This window comes from Azomonas agilis, assembly GCF_007830255.1.
GTDB lineage: Bacteria > Pseudomonadota > Gammaproteobacteria > Pseudomonadales > Pseudomonadaceae > Azomonas > Azomonas agilis.
Window position 1 is genome coordinate 28,457 of the sequence record NZ_VLKG01000013.1, and the last position, 22,671, is coordinate 51,127.

At 53.5% G+C, this 22,671-nt stretch carries 19 protein-coding genes; 12 read left to right on the top strand and 7 right to left on the bottom strand.

Features of this window, described 5'->3' with window-relative positions:
* The first annotated feature begins 100 nt into the window (after positions 1 to 100).
* Both LX59_RS13820 and LX59_RS13825 read left to right on the top strand, forming a co-directional pair.
* Positions 101 to 1,117: a zinc-dependent alcohol dehydrogenase family protein gene (locus LX59_RS13820; protein WP_144572863.1), complete on the top strand. Its 1,017-nt coding sequence runs from the start codon at positions 101 to 103 to the stop codon at positions 1,115 to 1,117.
* A 257-nt stretch (positions 1,118 to 1,374) separates the two neighbouring features.
* A complete protein-coding gene (locus LX59_RS13825) occupies positions 1,375 to 3,555 on the top strand; it encodes a methyl-accepting chemotaxis protein (protein WP_144572866.1) in 2,181 nt (726 codons plus the stop codon).
* Here LX59_RS13825 and LX59_RS13830 read toward each other — a convergent pair.
* The 5 genes from LX59_RS13830 to LX59_RS13850 are packed head-to-tail and all read right to left on the bottom strand — an operon-like array spanning position 3,552 to position 8,251.
* On the bottom strand, positions 3,552 to 4,322 hold the full coding sequence (locus LX59_RS13830) for an ABC transporter ATP-binding protein (RefSeq protein WP_144572869.1): 771 nt from the start codon (positions 4,320 to 4,322) through the stop codon (positions 3,552 to 3,554). The two genes, LX59_RS13825 and LX59_RS13830, sit on opposite strands and share 4 nt — an antisense overlap.
* 16 nt (positions 4,323 to 4,338) lie before the next feature.
* Complete coding sequence (locus LX59_RS13835) at positions 4,339 to 5,112, bottom strand: ABC transporter permease (RefSeq protein WP_144572872.1); 774 nt, start codon at positions 5,110 to 5,112, stop codon at positions 4,339 to 4,341.
* 10 nt (positions 5,113 to 5,122) lie between these two features.
* Complete coding sequence (locus LX59_RS13840) at positions 5,123 to 5,959, bottom strand: ABC transporter permease (RefSeq protein WP_144572875.1); 837 nt, start codon at positions 5,957 to 5,959, stop codon at positions 5,123 to 5,125.
* Positions 5,952 to 7,172 carry an MFS transporter gene (locus tag LX59_RS13845; RefSeq protein WP_144572879.1) on the bottom strand — a complete coding sequence of 407 codons (1,221 nt, stop codon included), beginning with the start codon at positions 7,170 to 7,172 and terminating at the stop codon, positions 5,952 to 5,954. The genes LX59_RS13840 and LX59_RS13845 overlap by 8 nt, the downstream gene beginning before the upstream one ends.
* Before the next feature lie 5 nt (positions 7,173 to 7,177).
* The gene (locus LX59_RS13850) at positions 7,178 to 8,251 is read right to left on the bottom strand and encodes an ABC transporter substrate-binding protein (protein ID WP_246118770.1); all 1,074 of its coding nucleotides are present in this window, start codon (positions 8,249 to 8,251) and stop codon (positions 7,178 to 7,180) included.
* A gap of 371 nt (positions 8,252 to 8,622) precedes the next feature.
* On the opposite strand from LX59_RS13850, the gene LX59_RS13855 reads away from it, so the two are divergent.
* Both LX59_RS13855 and LX59_RS13860 read left to right on the top strand, forming a co-directional pair.
* Positions 8,623 to 9,246 carry a glutathione binding-like protein gene (locus LX59_RS13855; protein ID WP_144572882.1) on the top strand — a complete coding sequence of 208 codons (624 nt, stop codon included), beginning with the start codon at positions 8,623 to 8,625 and terminating at the stop codon, positions 9,244 to 9,246.
* Positions 9,243 to 10,283 (top strand): NADP(H)-dependent aldo-keto reductase, encoded by a 1,041-nt coding sequence (locus LX59_RS13860; protein ID WP_144572885.1) that lies wholly within the window; start codon positions 9,243 to 9,245, stop codon positions 10,281 to 10,283. The genes LX59_RS13855 and LX59_RS13860 overlap by 4 nt, the downstream gene beginning before the upstream one ends.
* On the opposite strand, the gene LX59_RS13865 is transcribed toward LX59_RS13860, so the two are convergent.
* Together LX59_RS13865 and LX59_RS13870 are read right to left on the bottom strand one after the other, a co-directional pair.
* Positions 10,262 to 11,353, bottom strand: coding sequence for a sigma-54 interaction domain-containing protein (locus tag LX59_RS13865; RefSeq protein ID WP_144572887.1), 1,092 nt, complete (start codon positions 11,351 to 11,353; stop codon positions 10,262 to 10,264). The genes LX59_RS13860 and LX59_RS13865 overlap by 22 nt on opposite strands.
* A 133-nt stretch (positions 11,354 to 11,486) precedes the next feature.
* A complete protein-coding gene (locus LX59_RS13870) occupies positions 11,487 to 12,410 on the bottom strand; it encodes a LysR family transcriptional regulator (protein WP_144572889.1) in 924 nt (307 codons plus the stop codon).
* A 182-nt stretch (positions 12,411 to 12,592) separates the two neighbouring features.
* Here LX59_RS13870 and LX59_RS13875 point away from each other — a divergent pair, with 182 nt between their 5' ends.
* From LX59_RS13875 to ptsP, 8 genes are all read left to right on the top strand, one after another.
* Positions 12,593 to 13,933, top strand: coding sequence for a dicarboxylate/amino acid:cation symporter (locus LX59_RS13875; protein WP_144572891.1), 1,341 nt, complete (start codon positions 12,593 to 12,595; stop codon positions 13,931 to 13,933).
* Between the two features lie 63 nt (positions 13,934 to 13,996).
* On the top strand, positions 13,997 to 14,896 hold the full coding sequence (gene ttdA, locus LX59_RS13880; RefSeq protein WP_144572893.1) for a L(+)-tartrate dehydratase subunit alpha: 900 nt from the start codon (positions 13,997 to 13,999) through the stop codon (positions 14,894 to 14,896).
* Positions 14,893 to 15,501, top strand: a complete 609-nt coding sequence (ttdB, locus tag LX59_RS13885; protein ID WP_144572895.1) for a L(+)-tartrate dehydratase subunit beta — start codon at positions 14,893 to 14,895, stop codon at positions 15,499 to 15,501. The genes ttdA and ttdB overlap by 4 nt, the downstream gene beginning before the upstream one ends.
* 89 nt (positions 15,502 to 15,590) lie before the next feature.
* Complete coding sequence (locus LX59_RS13890; RefSeq protein WP_144572897.1) at positions 15,591 to 17,222, top strand: methyl-accepting chemotaxis protein; 1,632 nt, start codon at positions 15,591 to 15,593, stop codon at positions 17,220 to 17,222.
* Positions 17,223 to 17,372: 150 nt separating this feature from the next.
* Complete coding sequence (locus tag LX59_RS13895) at positions 17,373 to 18,239, top strand: isocitrate lyase/PEP mutase family protein (RefSeq protein WP_144572899.1); 867 nt, start codon at positions 17,373 to 17,375, stop codon at positions 18,237 to 18,239.
* Positions 18,240 to 18,500: 261 nt separating this feature from the next.
* Positions 18,501 to 19,418: a TauD/TfdA dioxygenase family protein gene (locus LX59_RS13900; RefSeq protein ID WP_144572901.1), complete on the top strand. Its 918-nt coding sequence runs from the start codon at positions 18,501 to 18,503 to the stop codon at positions 19,416 to 19,418.
* Positions 19,419 to 19,842: 424 nt separating this feature from the next.
* The gene (gene rppH / locus LX59_RS13905) at positions 19,843 to 20,322 is read left to right on the top strand and encodes an RNA pyrophosphohydrolase (RefSeq protein ID WP_144572903.1); all 480 of its coding nucleotides are present in this window, start codon (positions 19,843 to 19,845) and stop codon (positions 20,320 to 20,322) included.
* 17 nt (positions 20,323 to 20,339) lie between these two features.
* Complete coding sequence (gene ptsP / locus LX59_RS13910) at positions 20,340 to 22,625, top strand: phosphoenolpyruvate--protein phosphotransferase (RefSeq protein ID WP_144572906.1); 2,286 nt, start codon at positions 20,340 to 20,342, stop codon at positions 22,623 to 22,625.
* The last annotated feature ends 46 nt before the right edge of the window (positions 22,626 to 22,671 follow it).

Here is a 22,671-nt window from a genome sequence, read left to right on the forward strand (position 1 = left end):
TTATCAGCAGTGTTTATGGTGACTATCAGTGCTAAAGACTTGGTACCCTTGTATTGAGATAGATAGAGTCCTGATTCAGTGTTTGAGGCTGAGGTGTGCCATGTCCCGCATGATTCGTTTCCATGCCTTTGGTGAGGCCAGCGTACTGCATTTGGAGGAGCTGCCGACCCCAGTTCCCGGCGCTGGCGAAGTGCTGATTCGCACGGAAGCTTTAGGGATGAACTGGCACGATGTTCTATGGCGGCAGAATTTGGCCCCAGAGTTAGCCCAACTGCCTGCTGGTATAGGCTCTGAATTAGCCGGAGTGGTGGAGGCCATAGGCCCTGATATTGAGGATCTGCATCTAGGTCAGCGGGTAGCTTCCTTTCCGGCCTGTACGCCTAATCGCTATCCTGCGTGGGGTGATTTTGTGTTGATGCCACGCAGGGCGCTAACGCCTTATCCCGATTGCCTGAGTGCTGTACAGGCCGCAGTTCATTACAGCCCTTACCTTTATGCTTATTTTGGGTTGATGAATCTGGCCCATTTGTGCCCCGGTCAGTGGGTATTGGTGACTGAGGCCGGGCATTGTTTAGGGCCGCAGGTCGTTCAAATGGCTAAAGCTTTGGGAGCGCGTGTTATTGGGGCCACCAGCGAGGCGGAGAGTCAGAAATTTATTGAGTATCTGGGGGCTGATCACATCGTTCTGACCGAGGAGCAGGATTTAGTATCTGAGGTATTGCGCCATACGGGAGGGCAGGGAGTGCAGATCATTATGGATCAGTGCGGTGGCCCTCAAATGAAGTCCCTTGGTGATCTGGCGGCTGTACGGGCTAAGCTGGTGCTGTACGGTTTAAATGGCGGTAACGATGCGGCTTTTCCTGCCTGTGAAGCCTTTAAAAAGCACCTGCAATTCTTCCGGCACTGTATTTTGGATTTTACCGGCTACCCTGAATTAGGCATTGAGCCTCAGCCAGAAGCAGTACAGCAGGCGCTGCGGCAGATCAACCGCTTGACGGAAGAAGGTAAGTTACAGGTACCCATCGACCGAGTGTTTTCTCTTAACGACTTTGTGGAGGCCACCCGCTACTTGGAGCTATGTCCCAGTCGTGGGCGGGTGGTGATGCAACTGAATTAACAGAACGCGTGCTGATAAGGGTTGTGAAAAAGCGCACGGCTGGCTCTGTGGTTTATCAATCAAGCACGAACACAACACGAAGTACGGCAGAAAACAGCACCAAGGTAGTGGTTGTCTGCGGCCATTGACCGATGCCGTTCATGCGCTGGGTTGTCCAGAATAATTGTTACCGTTCAGCTCGTTTTATCTCCCGCTAGGTTTATAGTTGTTGGATAGGTTGGGTGTGTTGAGGCAGTACTTCATGCGTGGGGGCACAGATGCAGCTTCGGTCAATACAACAAAAAATAGCGGTTGCGGGTGGCCTATGTCTGGTGGTGGCCATCGGATTGCTGATTGCCTTCGGTGTTTACTCCAACACCAACAGCCAAGCTTTGGTGGTGGCACGGGTCAGTAGTCAAGTTGAGAAAGACAGTTTACAAAGCCTACAAAATTTAGGCGGGCGCTACGCCGGTGAAATTCGCGCGCGTTTTGATGTGGCTTTAGATGCCGCGCGCACTCTGGCGCAGACCTTTGCCGTTTCCAAAATGGCGGCTCCAGAAAGTGGGGATCTGCGTTTAGGGCGTTCGCAGATTAACGCGGTGTTGTTAAACGTGCTGCGCAGCAATCCCGACTTTAACGGCACCTATTCCTGTTGGGAGCCGGATGCGGTGGACGGAGCCGACAGCCAGTTTCGTACCGGGCGGGACGGCAACAATGCGGTGACGGGGCGCTTTACTCCCTATTGGACGCGCGGAGCTGATGGCCATATCGCGGTGCAACCCTTGGTGGAGTACGACACCCGCGATACCCACCCTAACGGCGTACTGAAAGGCGGCTGGTACATCGGCCCGCAAGAAACCCGCAAAGAGAGCGTGCTGGGGCCTTTGCCTTACATCGTGCAGGGTAAGCCGGTGTGGCTGGCGACCCTATCGGTGCCCATTATTGCCGGAGGGCGTTTTTTAGGGGTGGCCGGTACCGATTACAACCTGAATTTTGTGCAACGCCTCAGTGAGGAAGTCTCTCAGCAACTCTTTCAGGGCCAAGGTGCAGTGAGCATCCTGAGCGATCAAGGCTTAATCATTGCCGACAGTCGCCAGCCGCAACTGATTGGCCAGCCCTTCAGCCGCCTACAGACGGCGGATGCGGAGCGAGGGTTAAAGGCGGTGCAGGCTGGAGAATCTTTAGCCCGCATTACTTCAGATGGACAGGTCGAGGTATTTTCACCCATTGTTCTGGGACGCACGGGTAAGCCCTGGTCGGTGTTGCTGCGTTTGCACAAGGATGTAGTTTTACAAGAGGCGCAAGTCTTGGCTAGGGAAATGAGCCAGCATAGCCAATCCAGTTTGGTGTTGCAGATTCTTTCCGGGGTCGTAGTAGCTTTACTGGCCTCGGCGGTGCTCTGGTGGTTAGCGCGTTCCTTGGCCGATCCTATTCGTCGGGCGGCGCTCTTGGCAGGCTCTATTCAGCGCGGTGATTTTTCCGGGCGTTTGCGGCATGCCTCGGTGGATGAGGTGGGGCTGTTGTCAGCCAGTTTGGATCGCATGGCCGAAAGTCTTGAAGCCCAAGCCCTGTTGGCTGAGCGGATTTCTCAGGGCGATCTGAATCTGGAGGTCAAGCTGGCCTCGGATCAGGATCAGTTGGGGCTGGCCCTACGACGCATGGTGGATAACCTGAATCGGTTGGTGGCGCAGGTGCAAGGCGGTGCGGGCCAGATCACCACTAAAGCTTCCGAAGTGCGGCATTTGAGCGAGGAGCTGGCCCTGGGGGCTACGGGATCGGCCTCGGCAGTGACTCAAATTGGGGCCACCATTCAGCAAATGGCGGCGCAAATCAGCCAAAGCTCAAAAAATGCCAGTCGGGCGCGCGATTTGTCCTGTGAGTCCGAACACTTGGCACAAAACGGCAACCGTTTGATGCAGGGCTTGAAGGAGGCCATGCAAGAAATTGATCGCTCCGGGCAGGACATCACCCGCATCATCAAAACCATTGAAGAGATCGCCGCCCAGACGAATTTGTTGGCCCTAAACGCCGCTATTGAAGCCGCGCGCGCCGGTGAGCATGGGCGCGGCTTCGCCGTAGTGGCGGATGAGGTGCGCCATTTAGCGGCGCGCAGTGGGGAAGCGGCTCAGCAAACGGCCTTGCTGATTCAGACTTCCAGTGAGCGCTCGGTGCGGGGCATGGCGCTAACGGATGAAACGGGACAGGCTCTGGAAAGCATCGTGCAGGGGGCGACTCAGGTTTCGCAACTGGTGTCGGAGATTGCCGAAGCGGCTCAGCAGCAAGCCTCTGGAATTGAGCAGGTCAGCCAAGCCATTAACCAGATCGACAGCGTTACCCATCAAAACAGCCGTCATTCCGAGGCTTCAACCCAAGCGGCTCAGGAGCTGACCGGTCAGGCGGAACAGCTCAATGTGCTGGTTGGGCAATTCCGGGTACGGCCTCAGCGCTACTCAGCTTAAGCCAAGGCTGTGTTGGGGCTGTGGCTAAAGTCCTGCAAAATATCCTGACGCAGCTGTACTAACTCCAATTGATCGCGGCGGCGCGGGTGGGGAAGATTGACTTCCACTACGCGCCGAATCCGCCCCGGACGCGGCTCCATCACCACCACCCGATCCCCCAGCAGCACCGCTTCATCCACATCGTGTGTGACCAGTACTGTCGTGATGCCTTCGGCCAGCCAGATGCGCGCCAGCTCGTCCTGAAGTTGGGCGCGGGTCAGAGCATCCAGTGCGCCAAAGGGCTCGTCCAGCAGCAATACCTTGGGCCGGTTGACCAAGCCCCGAGCAATAGCCACCCGTTGACTCATGCCGCCAGACAGCTGCGAGGGCCAAGCTTTAGCAAAGCCACTCAGGCCGACCAAGGCCAAATGTTCCTGTACCAGCTCATGGCGTTGAGCTTTGCTCAGGGGCGCATTGGCCAGCGCCAGCAGTACGTTGTCCTCCACCGTTAGCCAAGGGTAGAGGCGGTGGTCCTGAAACACGATACCCCGTGCCAGATCGGTGCCGCGAATGGGCTCGTTCTCCAGCAGTAAGCTACCGCCGGAAGCCTCTTCCAGCCCCACCAGCAGACGCAGTAGGGTGGATTTACCGCAACCGCTGCCGCCGACGATGCTGACAAATTCCCCTTGCCGAATGTTGAGGTTGATGTCCTGAAGTACCGGCAGTGGCCCATCGGCAAGGGCGAAGCTTTTGTGGACGCGTTGCAAACTGAGAAAGGCCGCAGTCATAAAACATTCCTTAAAATCAGCGGTGATCGCGCCAACGCAGCAGGCGGCGCTCTAAAGACTGGGCCAGACGATTGAGCAGTAGCCCCACCGCGCCCACCACCATCAGGCCGTACAGCACCTGATCCATATGAAAATGCTCGCGGCCATCAATCATGCTGTTACCGATACCGGGCGCGGCGGAGAAGAAGTACTCCGCACCCAAGGTGGCCAGCCACGCATAAATCAGCCCCAGATGCAGGCCGGTAAAGAGCGCCGGAGCCGCAGAAGGCAGCACCAAATAGCGCAGCCGTTGCAGGGGTGATAAACGGAGCACTTGGGCGACCTCGTACAGCTCGCGGCGTACCGAGCGGATGCCCTCAAAGGTGTTTAGGGCTACGGGGTAGAACACGGCAAGAGCAATAAAGGTCACCTTGGCCGGTTCGCCAAACCCAAACCATGCCGAGAGCAGGGGAATCCACGCAAACAGGGCGATCTGCTTTAGGGCATGGAAGGTGGGGCCAATCCAATGCTCTGCCTGTCGTGACAGGCCCAGCAATCCGCCAAACAAGAGTCCTGCTAAAACCCCGAGGGCAAAGCCATTCAGGTTGCGGATTAGGCTGGCGCTTAAATCCACCCACAGCTCGCCACTTAAGGCCGCTTTGCTAAAGGCGGATAACACCGCCAGCGGACTGGCCAGCAGTCGAGTGTCTACCCAGTCGAATGCAGTGGAGAGCGTCCAAACCAGCAATAATGCCAGCGGCAGCACCCAGCCGCGCCAGTCGTAACGGGAAATCAGGGATAAGAGGGCCATCAGTCAGCCCTCAAAAGGCAGGACGCTGCCAGCGTTGCAGGCGCATTTCCACCCACGCCAGCCCTTGATCCAGCAGCAAACCCACCACGCCGATCACCAACATGCCGACAATTACCAAATCCAGCTGGAACATCTGCCGTCCGTCCACCATCAGGTAGCCAATGCCTTCGCTGGAGGCCAGCAGCTCTACCGTTACCAGTGCGATCCAACCTTTGGTCAGAGCAAAGCGCACGCCGGTAAAGAGGCTGGGCAGAGCGGCGGGCAGAATGACTCGTCGTAGGCGCTGGGCCAGACCCAGCTGGTACACCTGAGCCACTTCCAGATAGCCCTTGGGAATGTTGCGAATTCCTGCCAGTGCATTCAGGGTGATCGGCACCATTACCGCCTTAGCAATCACCAGATATTTCAGGCTCTCGTCGATGCCTACCAGCATCATCAGCAGCGGAATCCAGCCCAGCACCGGTACTTGGCTGATGGCTTGAAAGCTGGGCAGCACATAGGCCTCCAGCGTGCGCGATAGACCCATGCCGATGCCGAGCAACAAACCGGCGGCACTGCCGAGGACAAAGCCGATCAGCACCCGCTCTAAACTGATGGACAGCTCGCGCCACAGATCGCCGCTGTGCCACAGCTGTAGGAGGCTTTCCAGCACTAAGCTTGGGGGCGGCAGAATTTGTGCCGACACCCAGTGCCGATTGACGGCGACTTGCCATAACACCAATAGCAGCGCCGGAAACACCAAGGCGCTGGCTTTGCTACCGACCCAAAGCAGACTAGGCGCGCTAAAGCGGCTGATGTCCGCCCGTAGTGATAAGGGCCGCCACGAAATTAAGGGTAAGTTACTCATCCAAGACTCTCCTGAATACAAAGCGGGTGGGAAGCATCGGGCGCAGGCCATGCAGCGCAAAGACTGCAAACACCGGCACAAAGAATAGAAACAGCGGTTGCAGGCCAATCACTCCGCCTAAGGCTGCGCCCAGCAGGCAACCGGCCAGACTGCCAGAGGGGCCAATCAGTACCGCCAAGCCAGCAATACGGCCATGCCCTAAGTGGCGGCCATGTTCGGCATAGCGCGATAGGGTGACGACCTGTAACAGCCCCAAACTGATGCCGAGCAGTACCGCACTCAGCCACACCAAGGCCGCGTTATCCGTGAGGCCCAGAATCAGCAGTGCTACCAGATTGAGCAGCAAACAGGCCGGACGACTGATTTGGGGGAAGTCCGCCAGTAAACGCCCTAGGAAGAACAGCGCCAGAATAAAAGCCAGCCCGTGTACCGTAATCAAACAGGCCGCTTGATGGGCCGACCAGCCCAAGTCCTGTACTGTGATGGCGACGATAAAAAAGCTGAAAAACTGAGCACTGGCTTGCACGCAGAAATCCAATAGGCCATTGGCCCTTAGCTCAGGCTCTTGGCGCAGCAACCCCAGTTGCCGTTGCAGCGCCGCTAGGCTCAGGGCTTCTGCCCCCGGACTCTGTGCGGACTGTCCCGGCAACACCTTCCACGCCAGCAGCATGGGGCAGGCGAACACCAAACCGATCACGGGCCAACTGCCCGCCGCTCCAAAGGCAGCGAATAGGCTGGCGGCTAAGGGTGGGCCAATCAGCAGAATGCCAATCAGTTGGGCACCGCGCAGCCAGCCGGTTTGCGAAGGCTTGAGAAAAGCTAACTGCTGCATAAAGACCGCGTTCAGTGCCACTAAACGGCAGGGCATGCACAGTCCGAGCAACAGGCTCATCAACATCAAGGGCAGGGCCTGCTGTAGTCCGGCCAGTGCTTGACACAACAGCGCTGCCAGTAAGCTGCCAATTAGGTACAGCCGCAGTGGCCCAAAGCGCTCAATCAGCAGCCCACAGGGTAAACTGGCCAGCAGCAGCCCCATCGTCTGAGCGCCAGCAATCAAGCCCAGCTCCAGCGCCGAGGCATTCAAACTCAGGCCATGCAGCGCCAGCCCAATTTTGGCCAGCCCAATCCCGATCCCTGAGAGGCTGCTCAGCAGGACAAAATGCCCTAAAGCCAGTACGGGTGGAGGAATGGCCTCCGCTTCTGTGAGGGTCATGAGTGTCACAGGGCTTTTTTGGGCTGATTATTGGCATCGTATTCTGGCCATAGGTTTTTGAAGCCCAGCCGCTCGAGGGCGTTGTTGACGTATTTAGGCTCAACCCAATCCTTCACCTCTACATCACCGCGCAGTAATCCCAACTCGCGGGATTCGGTCACTGTGGCGCGGTAACGGTCGATGAAGAACTCATCAATGCGTGGGGAGTAACGTCGGATAAAGGATTGGCCCTCTTGCTCAGCCCGCAGAGATTCAATACGCACCCCAGCGTTGGCCCAGAGGGCTAAAGCGGCCTCCTCATTCCCTGGCGTTGTGGCCCAGGCGGCGGTTTTCACCAAGGCATCCACTACTTTTTGCACTACGGCTGGGTATTTTTGCTCAAAGGCAGCATCCACCAGTACGTGGCCTTGGCGGGTGAATTTAGGACTCTTAGCGCGGGTATCGTAGATGATGCGCGCCACGCCTGCGGCCTGTAGGTCGAAGGCTTGGGCGGGCATCCAAGCGCCATCAATATCCTTAGAGGCGAGGGCGCTGGACATGGTGGAAAACTCCATATTCACCGTCCGAAAGTCGCGCTCGCTCAAACCCTCAGCCTTAAGGGTGCGCGCGGTGGCCAGCTGTAAGTTGGTGCCCTTGAATTGGGCGACCTTTTTACCCTTGAGGTCTTCAAGAGTTTTGGCCGGTGAGTCTGCCGGAACCACCAGATACACTGAGGTCAGCAAAGAGTCAGCCGTAATCAGTTTGGTATTCAGGCCGCCGGCTTTGGCGATGACGGCGGGTAAGTCGCCTTGCCATGCAAAATCCAATTGCTTGTTGGCGAGGGCTTCGTTGACCGCTGGGCCTGCGCCTTTAAAGAACACCCAATCGACCCTGATATTGTCGGCCTTGAGTTCCTCCTCAACGGCTTTGCGTTGGTGGGCGAGGCCGGTAACAGAGCCTGCCGCAAAGGGCGTTCCTCCCTTGCCCACGGTGGCTACACCAAAACGTATGACTTCCGGTGCATCTGCAGCGCTGGCAAGGGCACACCAGCCGGTGGCAAAAAGGGTAAGTAGGGGGAGCAACACTCTGGATTTCATCATCAGGCTTCCTGTGGCCTTGTGAAACGACATCCCGGATCAATCCGGCGTTATTCCCAGAGTGCAGGGGCTGTGCCATGCCGTTAAATCAAAAAGCCATATATAAATAGCCCGATAGGAGCCGCCTTATCTGATGGCTTTGGGCGGCCACAGGGGTTGCTCAGTCCTGTGTTTAGGGCATGGACGACTGTGCGCAGGTGTTGAAATTCGCACAGATTGCGCGCCCCAGTGCGGGAGAAGCCACAATGGCCCTTGCTCCAGAGCAGTAAATCTTTCAGGCTGAAGCGGCCTAACCGGCTGCTTGAAAGGCTGGCATGCTTTCTGCCTAGTCTCGGGCGGCCCTTTCTTTTTCTACATACGGCCCGAGGTTTTTGATGAGCACGCTCTATATCGCCCCCAGTGCCTGTTCCTTAGCCAGCCATGCGTTGGTGTACGAGCTGGGTTTGCCGATTCAGATTGAAAAAGTAGCGGTACGTACCCCGGACTCTCCCATCCACGCGGTCAACCCCTTGGGCCGCGTACCGGCGCTGGTGCTGGAAGATGGCAGCCTGCTGACCGAAAACACGGCGCTGTTGCCCTATCTGGCCGATCTCAAGCCAGAGGCGGGCCTGTTTGCGCCCGTCGGTAGCGCGGAACGGGCACAGATTCAGCGTTGGTTGGGCTATTTGGCCACCGAAATTCATGTTGGTTGCTTCCGGCCTTTGCGTCGCCCGGAGCGCTATTCCGATGAGGTGAGCACTCACCCCGGCATCCAAGCCAAAGCCCGCCAGCAACTGCACCAAGCTTTACTGCATGTAGAACAGCATTTACAGGGCAAAACTTGGTTGGTCGCTGAACGTTACACCATTGCTGACCTTTACCTGAGCGTGGTTGCTGGTTGGTTGCTGCCTTTGGGTGAGCCCTTTACCGAGCTGACCGCCATCAATCGTCTGCGTGATAGCGTGCGGGCTCGTCCAGCGGTGCAAAAAGCCTTGAAGCTGGAGGGCCTGATCCCATGATCTACCGTCCTCTGGGTCGTACCGACTTGCAGGTCAGCGCCTTAGCTTTGGGCAGCATGACTTGGGGTGAGCAAAATACTGAGGCTGAGGGTTTTGAGCAGATCCGCCGGGCTCAGGCCGCCGGTATCAACTTTATTGATACTGCCGAGATGTATCCGGTGCCGCCGAAAGGCGAAACTGCGGGCGCTACGGAAACAGTGATCGGTAATTACTTTAAACGTCATGGTGGCCGCAGTGATTGGATCATCGCCACCAAGGCCGCGCCGCCCGGTAACGGTATTACCCATATTCGCGGCGGAACAAACCATTTTGATCGCGCCAATTTGACGGCTGCGCTGGAGGCTAGCCTTAAGCGTTTGCAGACCGATTACATCGACCTCTATCAGCTGCATTGGCCGGATCGCTTCACCAACTACTTTGGCCAGTTGGGTTATCAACACGACCCTCATGCCCATATCACTCCCATCGAGGACACCTTAGCGGTGCTGGATGATCTGGTCAAAAGCGGCAAGATTCGCCATGTGGGGCTGTCCAACGAAACTCCTTGGGGGGTGCATCGCTTCCTGCATTTGGCGGAAACACGAGGCTGGCCGCGTCCGGTGTCGATTCAAAATCCCTACAATTTGCTCAATCGTAGCTTTGAGGTGGGGTTGGCGGAGATCGCCATCCGTGAGCAGATCGGTTTGCTGGCCTATTCACCGTTGGCCTTCGGTTTGCTGTCCGGTAAATACGAAAACGGCGCGCAACCGCCTAAAGGCCGCTTGACCCTGTTTGAGCGCTTTCAGCGTTACAACAACCCACAGGCCCGCAAAGCCGCCTCGGCCTACATTCAATTGGCCCAAGCCCACGGCCTTGATCCTGCGCAGGTCGCCTTGGCCTACGTCACCACGCGGCCCTTTGTCACCAGCAACATCATCGGTGCGACCACGCTGGAGCAACTGGACAGCAACATAGCCAGCCTAGAACTAAAGCTGAGCGATGAGCTGTTAGCGGCGATTGAGCAAATCCATATCAGTCAACCGAATCCCGCGCCCTGAGTGGGTTTAAGGGTATGAGTAGGGCGAGCGAGGGGCAGTAGGTTGTAGCGCTTCATCAGGGTACGCAGGGCGTGGCGGCTGATACCGAGGCGGTCGGCACTGTGAACCTGATTGTAGTGGTGGCGGCGTAGGGTGGTTTCCAGCAGCAGACCTTCCCAGCGCGCCAACAGCCCCTCGTCGCCACGCTCCAAGAGTTCGCTGAGCTGGTGCTGAATGTTTTGCCACAGGGGGTCGATGCTCGGTTCGGCGCTGCGTCGGTTTTGAGGCTGTCCGCGCAGTTGCAAATGCCCGCCTTCAATGCGCTCACCCTGAGCCAGCAGTGCGGCGGACAGTAGAACGTTCTCCAGCTCGCGAATATTGCCCGGCCAGCGGTGGCTTAATAAACGTTCAACGGCCTCAGGGCTGAGGCTCGGTGTAGTACGGCCTTGCTCTTGGGCAAACTGGCGCAAAAAATGTTGGGCTAGGGGCAGAATGTCGTCGGGCCGATCGCGCAGGGGCGGAATGGCAAGGGTGACGATGTTCAGGCGGTAGAACAAATCCTCCCGAAAACGCCCACCGCTGATGGCGTTGTGCAAATCCACATGGGTGGCCGTGACGATGCGCATATCAATGGGAATGGGTTTGCGCCCGCCAACCCGCACCACTTCTCGCTCTTGCAATACCCGCAGCAGTTTGACTTGCAAGTTCAGCGGTAAATCGCCGATTTCATCCAAAAATAAAGTGCCGCCGTTGGCGGCTTCAAACCAACCTTCGCGGCGGCTGTGGGCTCCGGTAAAGGCTCCGGCTTCGTGGCCAAAGAATTCACTTTCGGCCAGATTTTCGTTAATGGCCGCCCCGTTGACGGCCACAAAGGGCCCTTTGCGCCCGCTGCGTTGGTGCAGGTGGCGGGCGAGTAATTCCTTGCCGGTGCCGGTTTCACCCTGAATCAGCACGGGAACCGAACTGTGAGCAACCCGTTCGGCCTGTTCCAATAGTTGTTGGGAGCGTGCATCGGCAAACAGTAGGGCTTTGGCGCGAATGTCGGCACGGCTGTTTTCATGGGCAGCCAGCGTCAGGACGGGACCGTTCATCGTGTGGCCTCGGATCGAGTGAGAGAGCATGCGGCAGGACTCTAACGGGGCTTTGTTATGATTAAAAATAATCAAATTTAATTTGTATATTCTATTTTGTTTTTATAGTGGGCTGAAGACGGGCCGCTGATACTCACCAAAGGGGCAAGCGCTTGGTCGGGCCATCGGTGCTTTTTCGCAGAAAATCGCGCATGTATTCCACAAAAAAACTCACTTTAGCCGATAAGTTTAGGCGCTCCAGATAAACGGCGTAAATATCGGCAGGCGGGGTTTGATAATCGGATAACACCTCGACTAAACGCCCACTGCGTAGGTATTTAGCTAAGTCCCATTCGGCGCGCATCAGGATGCCGTGCCCTTCCAAAGCCCAATTCAGGGCCACCTCACCGTCGTTGGTACTCAGAGCACCGCGTACTTTCACCGACTCGCCGTACTCCCCTTTGGTCAATTTCCACGTGCCAAAGGCCACATCGTTTTGGCGCAAAACAATGCATTGATGCTGGGCTAATTCTTGGGGGGTTTCAGGTGTACCAAAGGCTCTGAGGTAATTGGGAGAGGCGCATAACAGGCGGCGATTGGCGGCGATTTTGCGCGCAACAAGGCGCGAATCGGGTAAATCTCCAAAGCGAATTCCCACATCAATGGCATCGTCGGGCAAGTTAATCGGGCGATCGGTGAGCTGTAGCTGTACCTCAATTTCAGGATGCCGTTTGGCAAAGCCTGAAATAGCCGGGCCAACGTAGGTGCGGCCAAACCCCAAGGGCGCATTCACCCGCAATAAGCCCTTGGGCTCGGCGCGGCTGCTGGAGATTTGATGCTCCATTTCTTCGATTTCTTTCAGGATGCGCTGGGCATTAGCCAGATATACCTCGCCCTCATTGGTCAGGCTGATGCGCCGCGTAGTGCGGTTGAGCAGCCGCACGCCCAAGCGTTGTTCCAGTTGACTCAGACGCTTGGAAACCGCCGGAGGGGTCAAATTCAGCTCGCGGGCGGTGGCCGCCAGACTGCCTAGACGGATCAGTAAGGCAAAAAAGGCCAGCTCGGAAACTGGGTTCATTGGTAACTCCAATTCACTAATGTTTTAAATTTGAATCGATTATACGAGTTCAGAAAAGCAGTAATCTTGCCAGCATACAAACCCGCCGTGTTTTTAGGTTTGTGCTTTGGCTGGTTGTGCGCGTTCAACAGCGTACGAACAGTCTTTTTTCCTACCGTTAATAAAAATAACTCGGAGGATCAATGATCGGGAATTTCCTTGGAAAACTTTATGTTCAAGTGCTGATTGGTGTGGTGGTCGGCATTTTGCTGGGCATTTACACACCAGAAATTGGCACTGAATTAAAACCCTTGGGCGATGCCTTCATTAGGCTCATTAAAATGGTCTTTGCGCCCATCATTTTCGCAACCGTAGTCTTAGGTATTGCGCGAATGGAGAGCATGAAGGAGCTCGGGCATGTGGGTGGTAAGGCACTGATTTATTTTGAAGTGCTGTCCACGCTGGCCTTAGCCTTGGGTCTGATTGTGGTCAATTATTTCGAGCCCGGCGTGGGCATGAATATTGATCCTGCTACTTTAGATACTCAAAGTATCGCCACCTATACCTCAGCGGCTGCTTCAGGTAATAGCACGTCCTTTGTTGACTTCCTGATGAAGTTAATTCCAGCCAGTGTTGCCGACGCCTTTGCCAAGAATGAGATTCTGCCGATTCTGGTGTTCTCCACCTTCTTTGGTGTAGCGCTGGCGCAGATGGGGCCGCAAGCCAAGCCGGTGGTGGATTTTCTGGATAGCTTCTCCCACGGCATGTTCAAGATCGTTGGCATGATCATGCGGGTTGCACCGCTGGCTGCGTGCGGTGCGATGGCCTTTACCGTGGGTAAATACGGTTTGGGTTCCATTGTGTCGCTGGGCAAGTTAATGGCCTGCATGTACATCACCTGCTTCCTGTTTGTGGTGGTAGTACTGGGTAGTATTTGCCGAATCTGCGGTTTTAGTCTGTGGAAGTTCCTCAAGTACATCCGCGAAGAACTGTTCACCGTACTGGGAACCAGCTCCTCTGAATCCGTTGTTCCGCAACTGATGAACAAGCTGGAGAAGGTGGGGGTTTCAAAACCCGTTGTGGGTTTGGTGATTCCATCGGGATTGACCTTCAACCCGGATGGCCAGTGCATTTACTACACCATGGCCGCCATCTTTATTGCTCAAGCCACCAATACGCCACTGACCTTCACGGAAGAGTTAATTGTGCTGGGCGTTTTGATGCTGACCTCCAAGGGTTCTGCAGGCGTGACCGGCTCAGGCTTTATCACCCTCGCGGCCACCTTAGCCTCAATGGACAAGATTCCGGTAGCCGGCATCGTACTGCTGTTGGGCGTGGATCGCTTTATGTCTGAAGCGCGCTCCATCACTAACACCATTGGTAATGCGGTAGCCACTATGGCCATCGCGCGTTGGGTCGGTGCTTTGGACCAAGAGCACATGCACAAAGTCTTGGATGGCAAGCAAGAGTCTCTAAAAACGACAACAACTACGGCGACTCAAGGCACTTTTGATGAGTCTGCTGCTCAGGTTAAGTCCGTATAAATCGGCACTAATTTCCTGAGATCAACCGTTATTGGGTCGCGTGAGTGGCCCGAGGAGATAATCGTGGATAAAGAACAGGCCGTACAATCACTGACTGACGTGATGGCTAAATTCACCGCCTATATCGGCAAGCGTTTACCTACCGATATTAAAGGCAAATTGGCTGAGCTTCAGGCCGCTGAAACCAACTCATTGGCGAAAGAAGTCTATGCGTCCATGTCCAGCAACCAAGAGGCTGCGGATCGTTTAGACCGCCCCAGCTGTCAGGATACCGGAGTCATTCAATACTTCATCAGCGCCGGTGCTAAGTTTCCCCTATTGGGCGAGTTGGAAGACATTCTGCGCGAGGCGACCTTAGAGGCCACACGCAAAGGTCCACTGCGCCACAATGCGGTGGAAACCTTCGATGAGAAGAACACCGGCACCAACACCGGCTCTCGGGTGCCTTGGTTGGACTGGGAAATCATCCCCGACAGCGACAGCGCCATTATCGACGTTTATATGGCCGGTGGCGGTTGCACCTTACCGGGCTCGGCCAAGGTATTGATGCCGGGACAAGGCTATGAAGGGGTCACCGAGTTTGTCTTTGATGTGATTACTTCGCGTGGGGTGAATGCCTGTCCTCCGTTGCTGGTCGGAGTGGGCGTTTCCACCTCGGTAGAAACGGCAGCGCGTTTGTCCAAGCGTGCCATCCTGCGCCCGATTGACTCCAAGCATCCGAATGCCAACGCCGCCAAGATGGAAGAGCTGCTGGAAGAGGGGCTGAACGAAATCGGTATTGGCCCACAGGGACTCAGCGGTAAAGCCAGCGTGATGGGCGTGAACATTGAATCCTCCGCCCGCCATCCGTCCACCATTGGGGTTGCGGTTTCGACCGGCTGCTGGGCCCATCGTCGTGGAAAAATCCGTATTAACGCCGACCTTTCCTACGATGTTCTCTCCCACGAAGGAGTTGCACTGTGAAAAAGATTCTGACTACTCCGATCAAAGATGAAGATCTGGAATCCCTGAACGTGGGCGATGTGGTGTATCTGACCGGACGTTTGGTGACCTGCCGCGATGTGGCCCACCGCCGACTGATCGAGTTAAACCGCGAGCTGCCGGTGAATTTAGAAGGCGGCGCTATTTTCCACGCCGGCCCCATCGTGCGCAAAAAGGACGATGGCCAGTTTGAAATGGTGTCCATCGGCCCAACCACCAGTATGCGCATGGAAAAGTTCGAGAAGCAGTTTATCGAGCGTACCGGCGTTAAGTTGATTGTGGGTAAGGGCGGCATGGGGCCAGAAACGGCTGAAGGTTGCCAAACCCATAAAGCGGTGCATGCCGTATTCCCCGGTGGTTGTGCGGTTTTGGCGGCCACTCAGGTGGAAGAGATTGAAGGCGCGGAATGGCAAGACTTGGGCATGCCGGAAACCCTGTGGGTGAACCGAGTACGGGAGTTTGGCCCGCTGATTATTTCCATTGATACCAAGGGTAATAATCTGTTTGAGCAAAACAAGGCCCGCTTTAATGCCAAGAAAGGCCCGGTGATTGAGCGCATTAACAGCCAAGTGAAGTTTATTAAATAAACTCATCTTATGGGCAGGTGGCTTTGATGCCACCTGCATTCATGCTGCCCCATTTAGTCGGTTTTATTATCCTTTTAGGATGATAATTAATGCTTAATAAAATAAGTGTAAAATCTGGTTTTGTTTCCATCTTATTGCTTTTTACCCTACTTGTTATTTTGGTTGGATACCTCTCTTGGAGTAATGCGTTATCCGCACGATCAGACTTTATACAGTTAGAGAATTTATTTTCTAAGCAACTGGATAAAATTAATAATGCCGCCATTTGGCTTACCAGAGCCAGCTCGACAACCCATTTAACGCTTATTGAGCGAGAGTCTGGGCGTATCAGCAACCTAGAAAGCAGTATTCTGGCAGTCTGGGATCGACTGAATGCAGCGACTCAGTTAATGACCGAGGTTAAGCGCTCTATATCCAGTGACTCCGATCTTTACGCAGAAGCCCAAAAGCTGGAATTAAGTTTTACTCGGTATAAAGAGTTAATTTTAAAGCAACTGGATGTTATAAAAAGTGGCAGTTTGGCGAACTATATTAATGTAAATGAAGAAACGAAAGTAGCCAGTAAAGCCTACAGTGCTGCCCGGCAGGTGTTAACAGATTTATTGAACGTAAAAACTAATACATTGATCATACAGGCTGATAATAAAGCCGAGCGTGCAAAACATAGTTTGTTTTTAATAGCGCTATTCGCGGTTATTTTAATATATGTGTGTGGTTTTTTTGTGAATGGCACTATAGTCACACCATTATCTGAAGTAGGTGCTTGTTTTAAAGAAATGGCTGAAGGAAATCTAACAGGTGTCGTAAAGCCAAAGGGTATGAAGGAAGTTAATGAGCTGTTTAGCTTATTGTTTAAGATGAAAGATCAACAGCGTAACCTTCTTACTCAGATAATAGATACCGTTAATTTGTTAGAAAATTCGGCAAAGAATTTGGATGATACTCTGGCTAAAAGCAATAAAAATATTCAGAATCAGTACCAAGAGTTGGAGCAAGCGGCTACAGCGGTTAATGAAATGTCAACCTCTATCGAGGATATAGCCAGGCATACCGTACATGCATCAAGTTCTGCAGTATTAGTGAATGACATATCTAACGAAAGCCGCCAAAAAATCCAAGAAACCCTAGTTGAAATAAATAAGATGGGGTTTGAGGTTAAAAGTACAGAGCAGGTCATTGATCATCTGGCGGCTGAAGCACAGGGAGTCGGAAAGGTTCTAGAAGTTATTCGAGCCATATCAGAGCAAATAAACTTATTAGCTTTAAATGCGGCTATTGAAGCTGCTAGAGCTGGAGAGGCGGGGCGAGGATTTGCCGTGGTTGCTGATGAGGTTCGAACCTTAGCCTATAGAACCAGTCAGTCTACGCAAGAAATTGAGCACATAGTCGTTAGGATTCAAGAGAGTGCTGCAAAGGCGGTAGCCTCAGTAAACGGGGCAAATGACCATGTGTTAGTGACCGTAGCAGCCACTAAGAGTACGGGTGATTTATTAGAGCGCTTATTTGGCAATATTGCTGAAATCACGGATGGAAGTATCGTGATTGCCGAAGCGGCACAGCAGCAAGCTGAAGTATCGCGATTAATAGATAAAACCATCGTAAATATTAGCAGTTTGGCATCAGAGTCCAGTGCGGGCTCTCAGGATGTGGGTAATTTAAGTGCAACGCTTGTGAGTACAATACAAAAATTAAGTGCTGTTTCAGGCAGGTTTAAAATTTGATCTCGTTTTGTGTGAGCCAAAGAATGCATCACTATAGGGGTTTTGCATTCTTATTTTCCCTAGCTTGTTAATCAAGCTAGGGATTTTTTATCAACATAAGCTATTAGCTTACCGCGTAAGCTGGAGCGCTTATTTATCTGTGGTGCTTTTATGTCTACTCCATATTCTAGCTTCGAATTACGCAAACATTTTCGAGCTTTACTTGAGTCTAATAAGTGCTATCACACCGCTTCAGTTTTTGATCCCATGTCGGCCCGAATTGCCTCTGATCTCGGATTTGAAATGGGTATTTTGGGCGGCTCAGTGGCTTCTTTGCAGGTCTTAGCGGCTCCTGATTTTGCATTGATTAGTTTGACCGAGTTTGTAGAGCAGGCCGTTCGTATTGGCCGAGTAGCTCGTTTGCCTATTATTGTCGATGCAGATCATGGTTACGGTAATGCTTTAAACGTAATGCGTACCGTGGTTGAGTTAGAGCGAGCAGGGGTTGCCGCCTTAACCATTGAAGATACTTTATTGCCTGCTAAGTTTGGCCATAAATCCACGGATTTAATTGGGATTGATGAGGCTGTAGGTAAAATACGCGCAGCTTTAGAGGCTCGGGTTGATCCTTCGTTAAGTATTATTGCGCGTACAAATGCCAAAGTTATTAGTACTGATGAAGTGATTGAGCGAGCTAAGGCTTATCAAGCTGTTGGTGCCGATGGAATCTGTATGGTGGGTGTCTCAGATTTTGAGCACTTGGAGAAAATAGCCCAGCATTTAACCGTACCTTTAACGCTAGTGACTTACGGCAATCCAAAGTTGCGGGATAATGAGCGTTTGGCTCGTTTAGGCGTTAGGGTGGTTATTAACGGCCACGCTGCTTATTTTGCAGCTATTAAAGCCACATACGATTGTTTATGTGAGCAACGTGGGATGAATACCTGTGATCTTAATGCTTCAGAGTTATCGGTAAAATACTCTACTGCCGATGAGTACATGGTTTGGGCTGATTCTTTTATGCACGTTCGAGAATAATATCCTTATTTTATTGGGATATCCGCGCAAGGGTAGCGGGCTTTTTACATGATGAGGTTTTACTGTGCTATATCGCGCAGTAGTGCGGGAATTACTGTGATTTATACAACAGTTTTTGGCTAGTTAAGGCTGAACAGCCGCAAAATAGGCGGGTTTCTTCAGTGGCATGCTTCCTGCTCTTTATCAAAAAGGAATCTGACAGAACAAACAGCCCTCTGTCTTCTTCGATTTTGCGGGTTTTGTCCCCTAAAGGAGCGCAGCATGTCATTGGAAATTCGTCCCATCACTGGCCGCATTGGTGCTGAAATCAGCGGTGTTCGCCTTACCGATTTAACGGAAGCTCAGTTTGCTGAGTTGCAACAGGCGATCCTCAAATACAAAGCCGTGTTTCTGCACGATCAGCACCTGAGCGATGCTGAGCAAGAAACCGTATCCCGCCGCTTTGGCGATTTGGTGGTACACCCCACCATTGCTACCGCTGAAAATACCCAAGGCATCTTTGATGTGGACTCCGAGCGCTCCCGGGCTAACTCTTGGCACAGCGACATCACCTTTGTGGTCGACTACCCCAAAATCACCATTTTGCGCGGTGAAGTGATTCCTGAAGCCGGTGGCGATACGGTGTTTGCTAACACTGTTAGCGCCTATCAAGACTTGCCTAAGCCGCTGCAAGTGCTGGCGGATAGCCTGTGGACACTGCACACCAACGATTACGACTACGCCGCACCCAAGCAAATCGAAGCCATTGCGACCCACCGTTTCCGCAATGAGTTCACCTCCACTCTGTATGAGACTGAGCACCCCTTGGTGCGCGTTCACCCAGAAACCGGCGAGAAGGCCCTCGTACTGGGGCATTTTGTGAAGAAGATTCTCGGTGTGAGCAGTCACGACTCTCAGCAGCTGCTGCGGATTTTCAACCACTACGTTACTCGTCTGGAAAACACCATTCGCTGGCGTTGGACTCCGGGTGATGTAGCGCTCTGGGATAACCGCGCCACCCAGCATATTGCGGTAGACGACTACGGCAGCGCGCGCCGCATCGTGCGCCGTACTACGGTGATTGGTGAAATTCCGGTATCGGTCAGCGGTGAAAGCAGCCGTGCGATCAAACCCAGTCCCGACAGTCGTATTCCTCATTCTGAGGCGGACAAGCAGCAACAGTTGAAGAAGGCCAGCTAATTATTGTGTATCAGCTCAACAGAAAGGAGGGTCAAAGCAGTACTGATAGGGATGACTCTTGCCCACAGCCTTTGGGGTGTGGGCTGTTTTAATTTACGTGTTGTATCCGCTACATCAGGCCAGGGTGCGTAGCCGTCGCTTGGGTCATTTTGAGATAGCCCTCTCCATAGAGCCTCTTTTTAGGCTCATCTCTATTTAGTTCCAAAATTAAAGGCACATCCAACGTTAGTGTTTGGAGTTAAGCCACGTTCAAGAGGTCTACCGGCATAGGTATTTCCTTCATACAAGCACCTTATCCTCTCTATGTGGAACAGAGGCTTGATTGAGCAGCAGTTTTTCCATAAAAGTGGCGGCTAGTCTGCCTTTCGGAGGTTAGGCTTTTTATGGAACAATGCTCTGTCCAGTCATTCTGAGAGCATATGCTGTGATTGATTTCGATGGTTTCCGTCCCAATGTCGGCATTATTTTGACTAATGCTGCTGGGCAGGTGCTATGGGCCAGACGAGTCAATCAGGATGCTTGGCAATTTCCTCAAGGGGGAATTCATGATCGTGAAACCCCCGAGCAAGCTTTGTACCGTGAGCTACAGGAAGAAATTGGCCTAGAGTCCAAGGATGTCAGGGTTTTAGCCTGTACGCGGGGCTGGTTGCGTTATCGTTTACCCCAGCGTTTGGTGCGTTTTAACACCCAACCGGTGTGCATTGGCCAAAAGCAAAAGTGGTTTTTGTTGCGTCTGCTCTCGGATGAACACCGGGTGCGCATGGATTTGTCCCCTAAGCCTGAGTTTGATGATTGGCGTTGGGTCAGCTACTGGTATCCCTTGGGGCAGGTTGTATCCTTTAAGCGAGAGGTTTATCGCCGTGCCCTAAGGGAGCTTGCTCCACGTTTGATGGCTCGGGATTGAAAGGGGATGGAGCAGATATGCTCAACACACTGCGTAAGATTGTTCAGGAAGTTAACACCGCTAAGGATTTAAAGTCCGCGCTGGGCATTATCGTACAGCGGGTTAAAGAAGCCATGGGCAGTCAGGTGTGCTCCGTATATTTGTTGGACGTACATACCCATCGTTTCGTGCTAATGGCCACCGAAGGGTTGAATAAAAAAGCCATCGGTAAAGTGAGCATGGCCCATAACGAAGGCTTAGTGGGCTTGGTAGGTTCGCGGGAGGAGCCCCTAAATCTGGAGCGTGCCAGTGAGCATCCGCGCTATCTGTACTTTGCTGAAACCGGTGAGGAGCGTTATGCCTCATTCTTAGGGGCTCCTATTATTCACCACCGGCGGTTGCTGGGGGTTTTGGTGGTACAGCAAAAAGAGCGCCGTCAGTTTGACGAGGGGGAGGAGGCCTTTTTGGTCACCATCAGCGCTCAATTGGCGGGTGTGATTGCCCATGCTGAGGCAACCGGCTCCATCACAGGCTTGGGTCGTCATAAAGGCATGCGAGATACACGCTTTACGGGGATTGCTGGAGCCCCCGGTATTGCTATTGGCAAAGCTGTCGTTGTGTTGCCGCTGGCTGATTTAGATGTAGTACCAGAAAAAAACCTGCGTAAGGATGAGATTACCCGTGAGCTGGAGTTATTTGAGGCGGCCCTAGACTCGGTGCGGGCGGATATGCGCTCGCTTTCCAGCAGGCTAGCAGGACAGATGCGTCGTGAAGAACGAGCCCTGTTTGATGTATACCTGATGATGCTGGACGAGTCGGCCCTAGGGGGTGAAGTCACACGAGTGATACGCAGCGGGCAATGGGCTCAGGGCGCGTTACGGAAAGTGGTTAGTGAGCATGTACAGCGTTTTGAGTTGATGGACGATGCCTATTTGCGTGAGCGCGCCTCCGATGTGCGGGATATTGGCCGTCGCCTGCTGGCCTACTTGCAACAAGCCCACCAACAAACTCGGGTGTATAAAGATCAGACGATTTTAGTCAGCGAGGAGCTCTCACCCGCCATGTTGGGTGAAGTGCCCGAGGGTAAATTAGCCGGACTGGTGTCGGTGCAAGGCTCAGGCAACTCCCATGTGGCGATTTTAGCGCGTGCGATGGGCGTTCCCACTGTCACCGGCGCTTTGGATTTACCCTATGCCAAGCTGGATGGCTTCGAGCTGATCGTAGATGGCTATCGGGGCGAGGTGATTACCAACCCGGGATTGACCTTGCGCAAGCAATACATGGAGTTGGTGGAAGAGGATCGTCAGTTGGCTCAAGGCTTGAGCCAGTTGCGTGAGCTACCCTGCGAAACTACGGATGGACACCGTATTGATCTTTGGGTCAACACAGCACTCTTAGCAGATGTAAAGCGCGCCCTAGATCGAGGGGCCGAAGGAGTTGGGCTCTACCGCACTGAAGTGCCCTTTATGATGCGTGATCGCTTTCCCAGTGAAAAAGAGCAATTAGCCATCTATCGAGAACACTTACAGGCGTTTCATCCGCAGCCTGTGACCATGCGTACCTTGGATATTGGTGGCGATAAAACCCTGTCTTACTTCCCGATTAAGGAAGAAAACCCATTTTTAGGGTGGCGGGGTATTAGGGTGACTTTAGATCATCCGGAGATTTTTTTAGTACAGGTGCGGGCCATGATTAAAGCCAGCGAACACCTGAATAATTTGCGTATCCTGCTGCCTATGATTTCTGGGCCTCAAGAATTAGAAGAGGCGTTGCGTTTGATCCACCGAGCTTGGGCTGAGGTGCGCGAAGAAGGCTGTGATGTCCCCATGCCGCCCGTAGGAGTGATGATTGAAGTGCCCGCCGCCGTGTATTTAGTGCGTGAGTTGTCGCGCCAGGCGGACTTTTTATCGGTGGGCTCCAACGATTTAACTCAGTATTTGTTGGCCGTAGATCGGAATAATCCACGGGTTGCACCTCTGTATGACTATCTGCATCCTGCGGTATTAGCCGCCTTGCAAACGGTGGTGAACGGAGCCCATGCAGAAGGCAAACCTGTGAGCATTTGCGGTGAAATGGCCGGAGATCCTGCTGCGGCTTTGCTACTGCTGGCGATGGGTTTTGACAGTTTATCTATGAACGCCACCAACTTACCCAAAGTGAAATGGCTGCTACGGCAAATCAGTCTGCAGGATGCGCGAGAGTTATTGGCACGTGTGATTCGTATTGATAATCCCCAAGTGATCCGTAGTACTTTGCAACTGAAGTTACGTCATTTTGGTCTCAATCGGCTGGTAAACCCGATGGTTGCCGCCTTAAAAGGCTAACCGATGGCCATGCGTATTGCGTGTTAGCTCAATGATTTGGGGATAG

What these genes read in the sequence shown, in the direction of transcription:
- LX59_RS13835 (WP_144572872.1), bottom strand. Translation starts at nt 5,112, where the DNA reads ATGGCCCTCTTATCCCTGATTTCCCGTTACGACTGGCGCGGCTGGGTG.
- LX59_RS13870 (WP_144572889.1), bottom strand. Translation starts at nt 12,410, where the DNA reads ATGAACCCAGTTTCCGAGCTGGCCTTTTTTGCCTTACTGATCCGTCTA.
- LX59_RS13850 (WP_246118770.1), bottom strand. Translation starts at nt 8,251, where the DNA reads ATGATGAAATCCAGAGTGTTGCTCCCCCTACTTACCCTTTTTGCCACC.
- LX59_RS13845 (WP_144572879.1), bottom strand. Translation starts at nt 7,172, where the DNA reads ATGACCCTCACAGAAGCGGAGGCCATTCCTCCACCCGTACTGGCTTTA.
- ptsP (WP_144572906.1), top strand. Translation starts at nt 20,340, where the DNA reads ATGCTCAACACACTGCGTAAGATTGTTCAGGAAGTTAACACCGCTAAG.
- LX59_RS13895 (WP_144572899.1), top strand. Translation starts at nt 17,373, where the DNA reads ATGTCTACTCCATATTCTAGCTTCGAATTACGCAAACATTTTCGAGCT.
- LX59_RS13825 (WP_144572866.1), top strand. Translation starts at nt 1,375, where the DNA reads ATGCAGCTTCGGTCAATACAACAAAAAATAGCGGTTGCGGGTGGCCTA.
- LX59_RS13890 (WP_144572897.1), top strand. Translation starts at nt 15,591, where the DNA reads ATGCTTAATAAAATAAGTGTAAAATCTGGTTTTGTTTCCATCTTATTG.
- LX59_RS13860 (WP_144572885.1), top strand. Translation starts at nt 9,243, where the DNA reads ATGATCTACCGTCCTCTGGGTCGTACCGACTTGCAGGTCAGCGCCTTA.
- LX59_RS13865 (WP_144572887.1), bottom strand. Translation starts at nt 11,353, where the DNA reads ATGAACGGTCCCGTCCTGACGCTGGCTGCCCATGAAAACAGCCGTGCC.
- LX59_RS13900 (WP_144572901.1), top strand. Translation starts at nt 18,501, where the DNA reads ATGTCATTGGAAATTCGTCCCATCACTGGCCGCATTGGTGCTGAAATC.
- LX59_RS13840 (WP_144572875.1), bottom strand. Translation starts at nt 5,959, where the DNA reads ATGAGTAACTTACCCTTAATTTCGTGGCGGCCCTTATCACTACGGGCG.
- LX59_RS13820 (WP_144572863.1), top strand. Translation starts at nt 101, where the DNA reads ATGTCCCGCATGATTCGTTTCCATGCCTTTGGTGAGGCCAGCGTACTG.
- LX59_RS13830 (WP_144572869.1), bottom strand. Translation starts at nt 4,322, where the DNA reads ATGACTGCGGCCTTTCTCAGTTTGCAACGCGTCCACAAAAGCTTCGCC.
- LX59_RS13855 (WP_144572882.1), top strand. Translation starts at nt 8,623, where the DNA reads ATGAGCACGCTCTATATCGCCCCCAGTGCCTGTTCCTTAGCCAGCCAT.
- LX59_RS13875 (WP_144572891.1), top strand. Translation starts at nt 12,593, where the DNA reads ATGATCGGGAATTTCCTTGGAAAACTTTATGTTCAAGTGCTGATTGGT.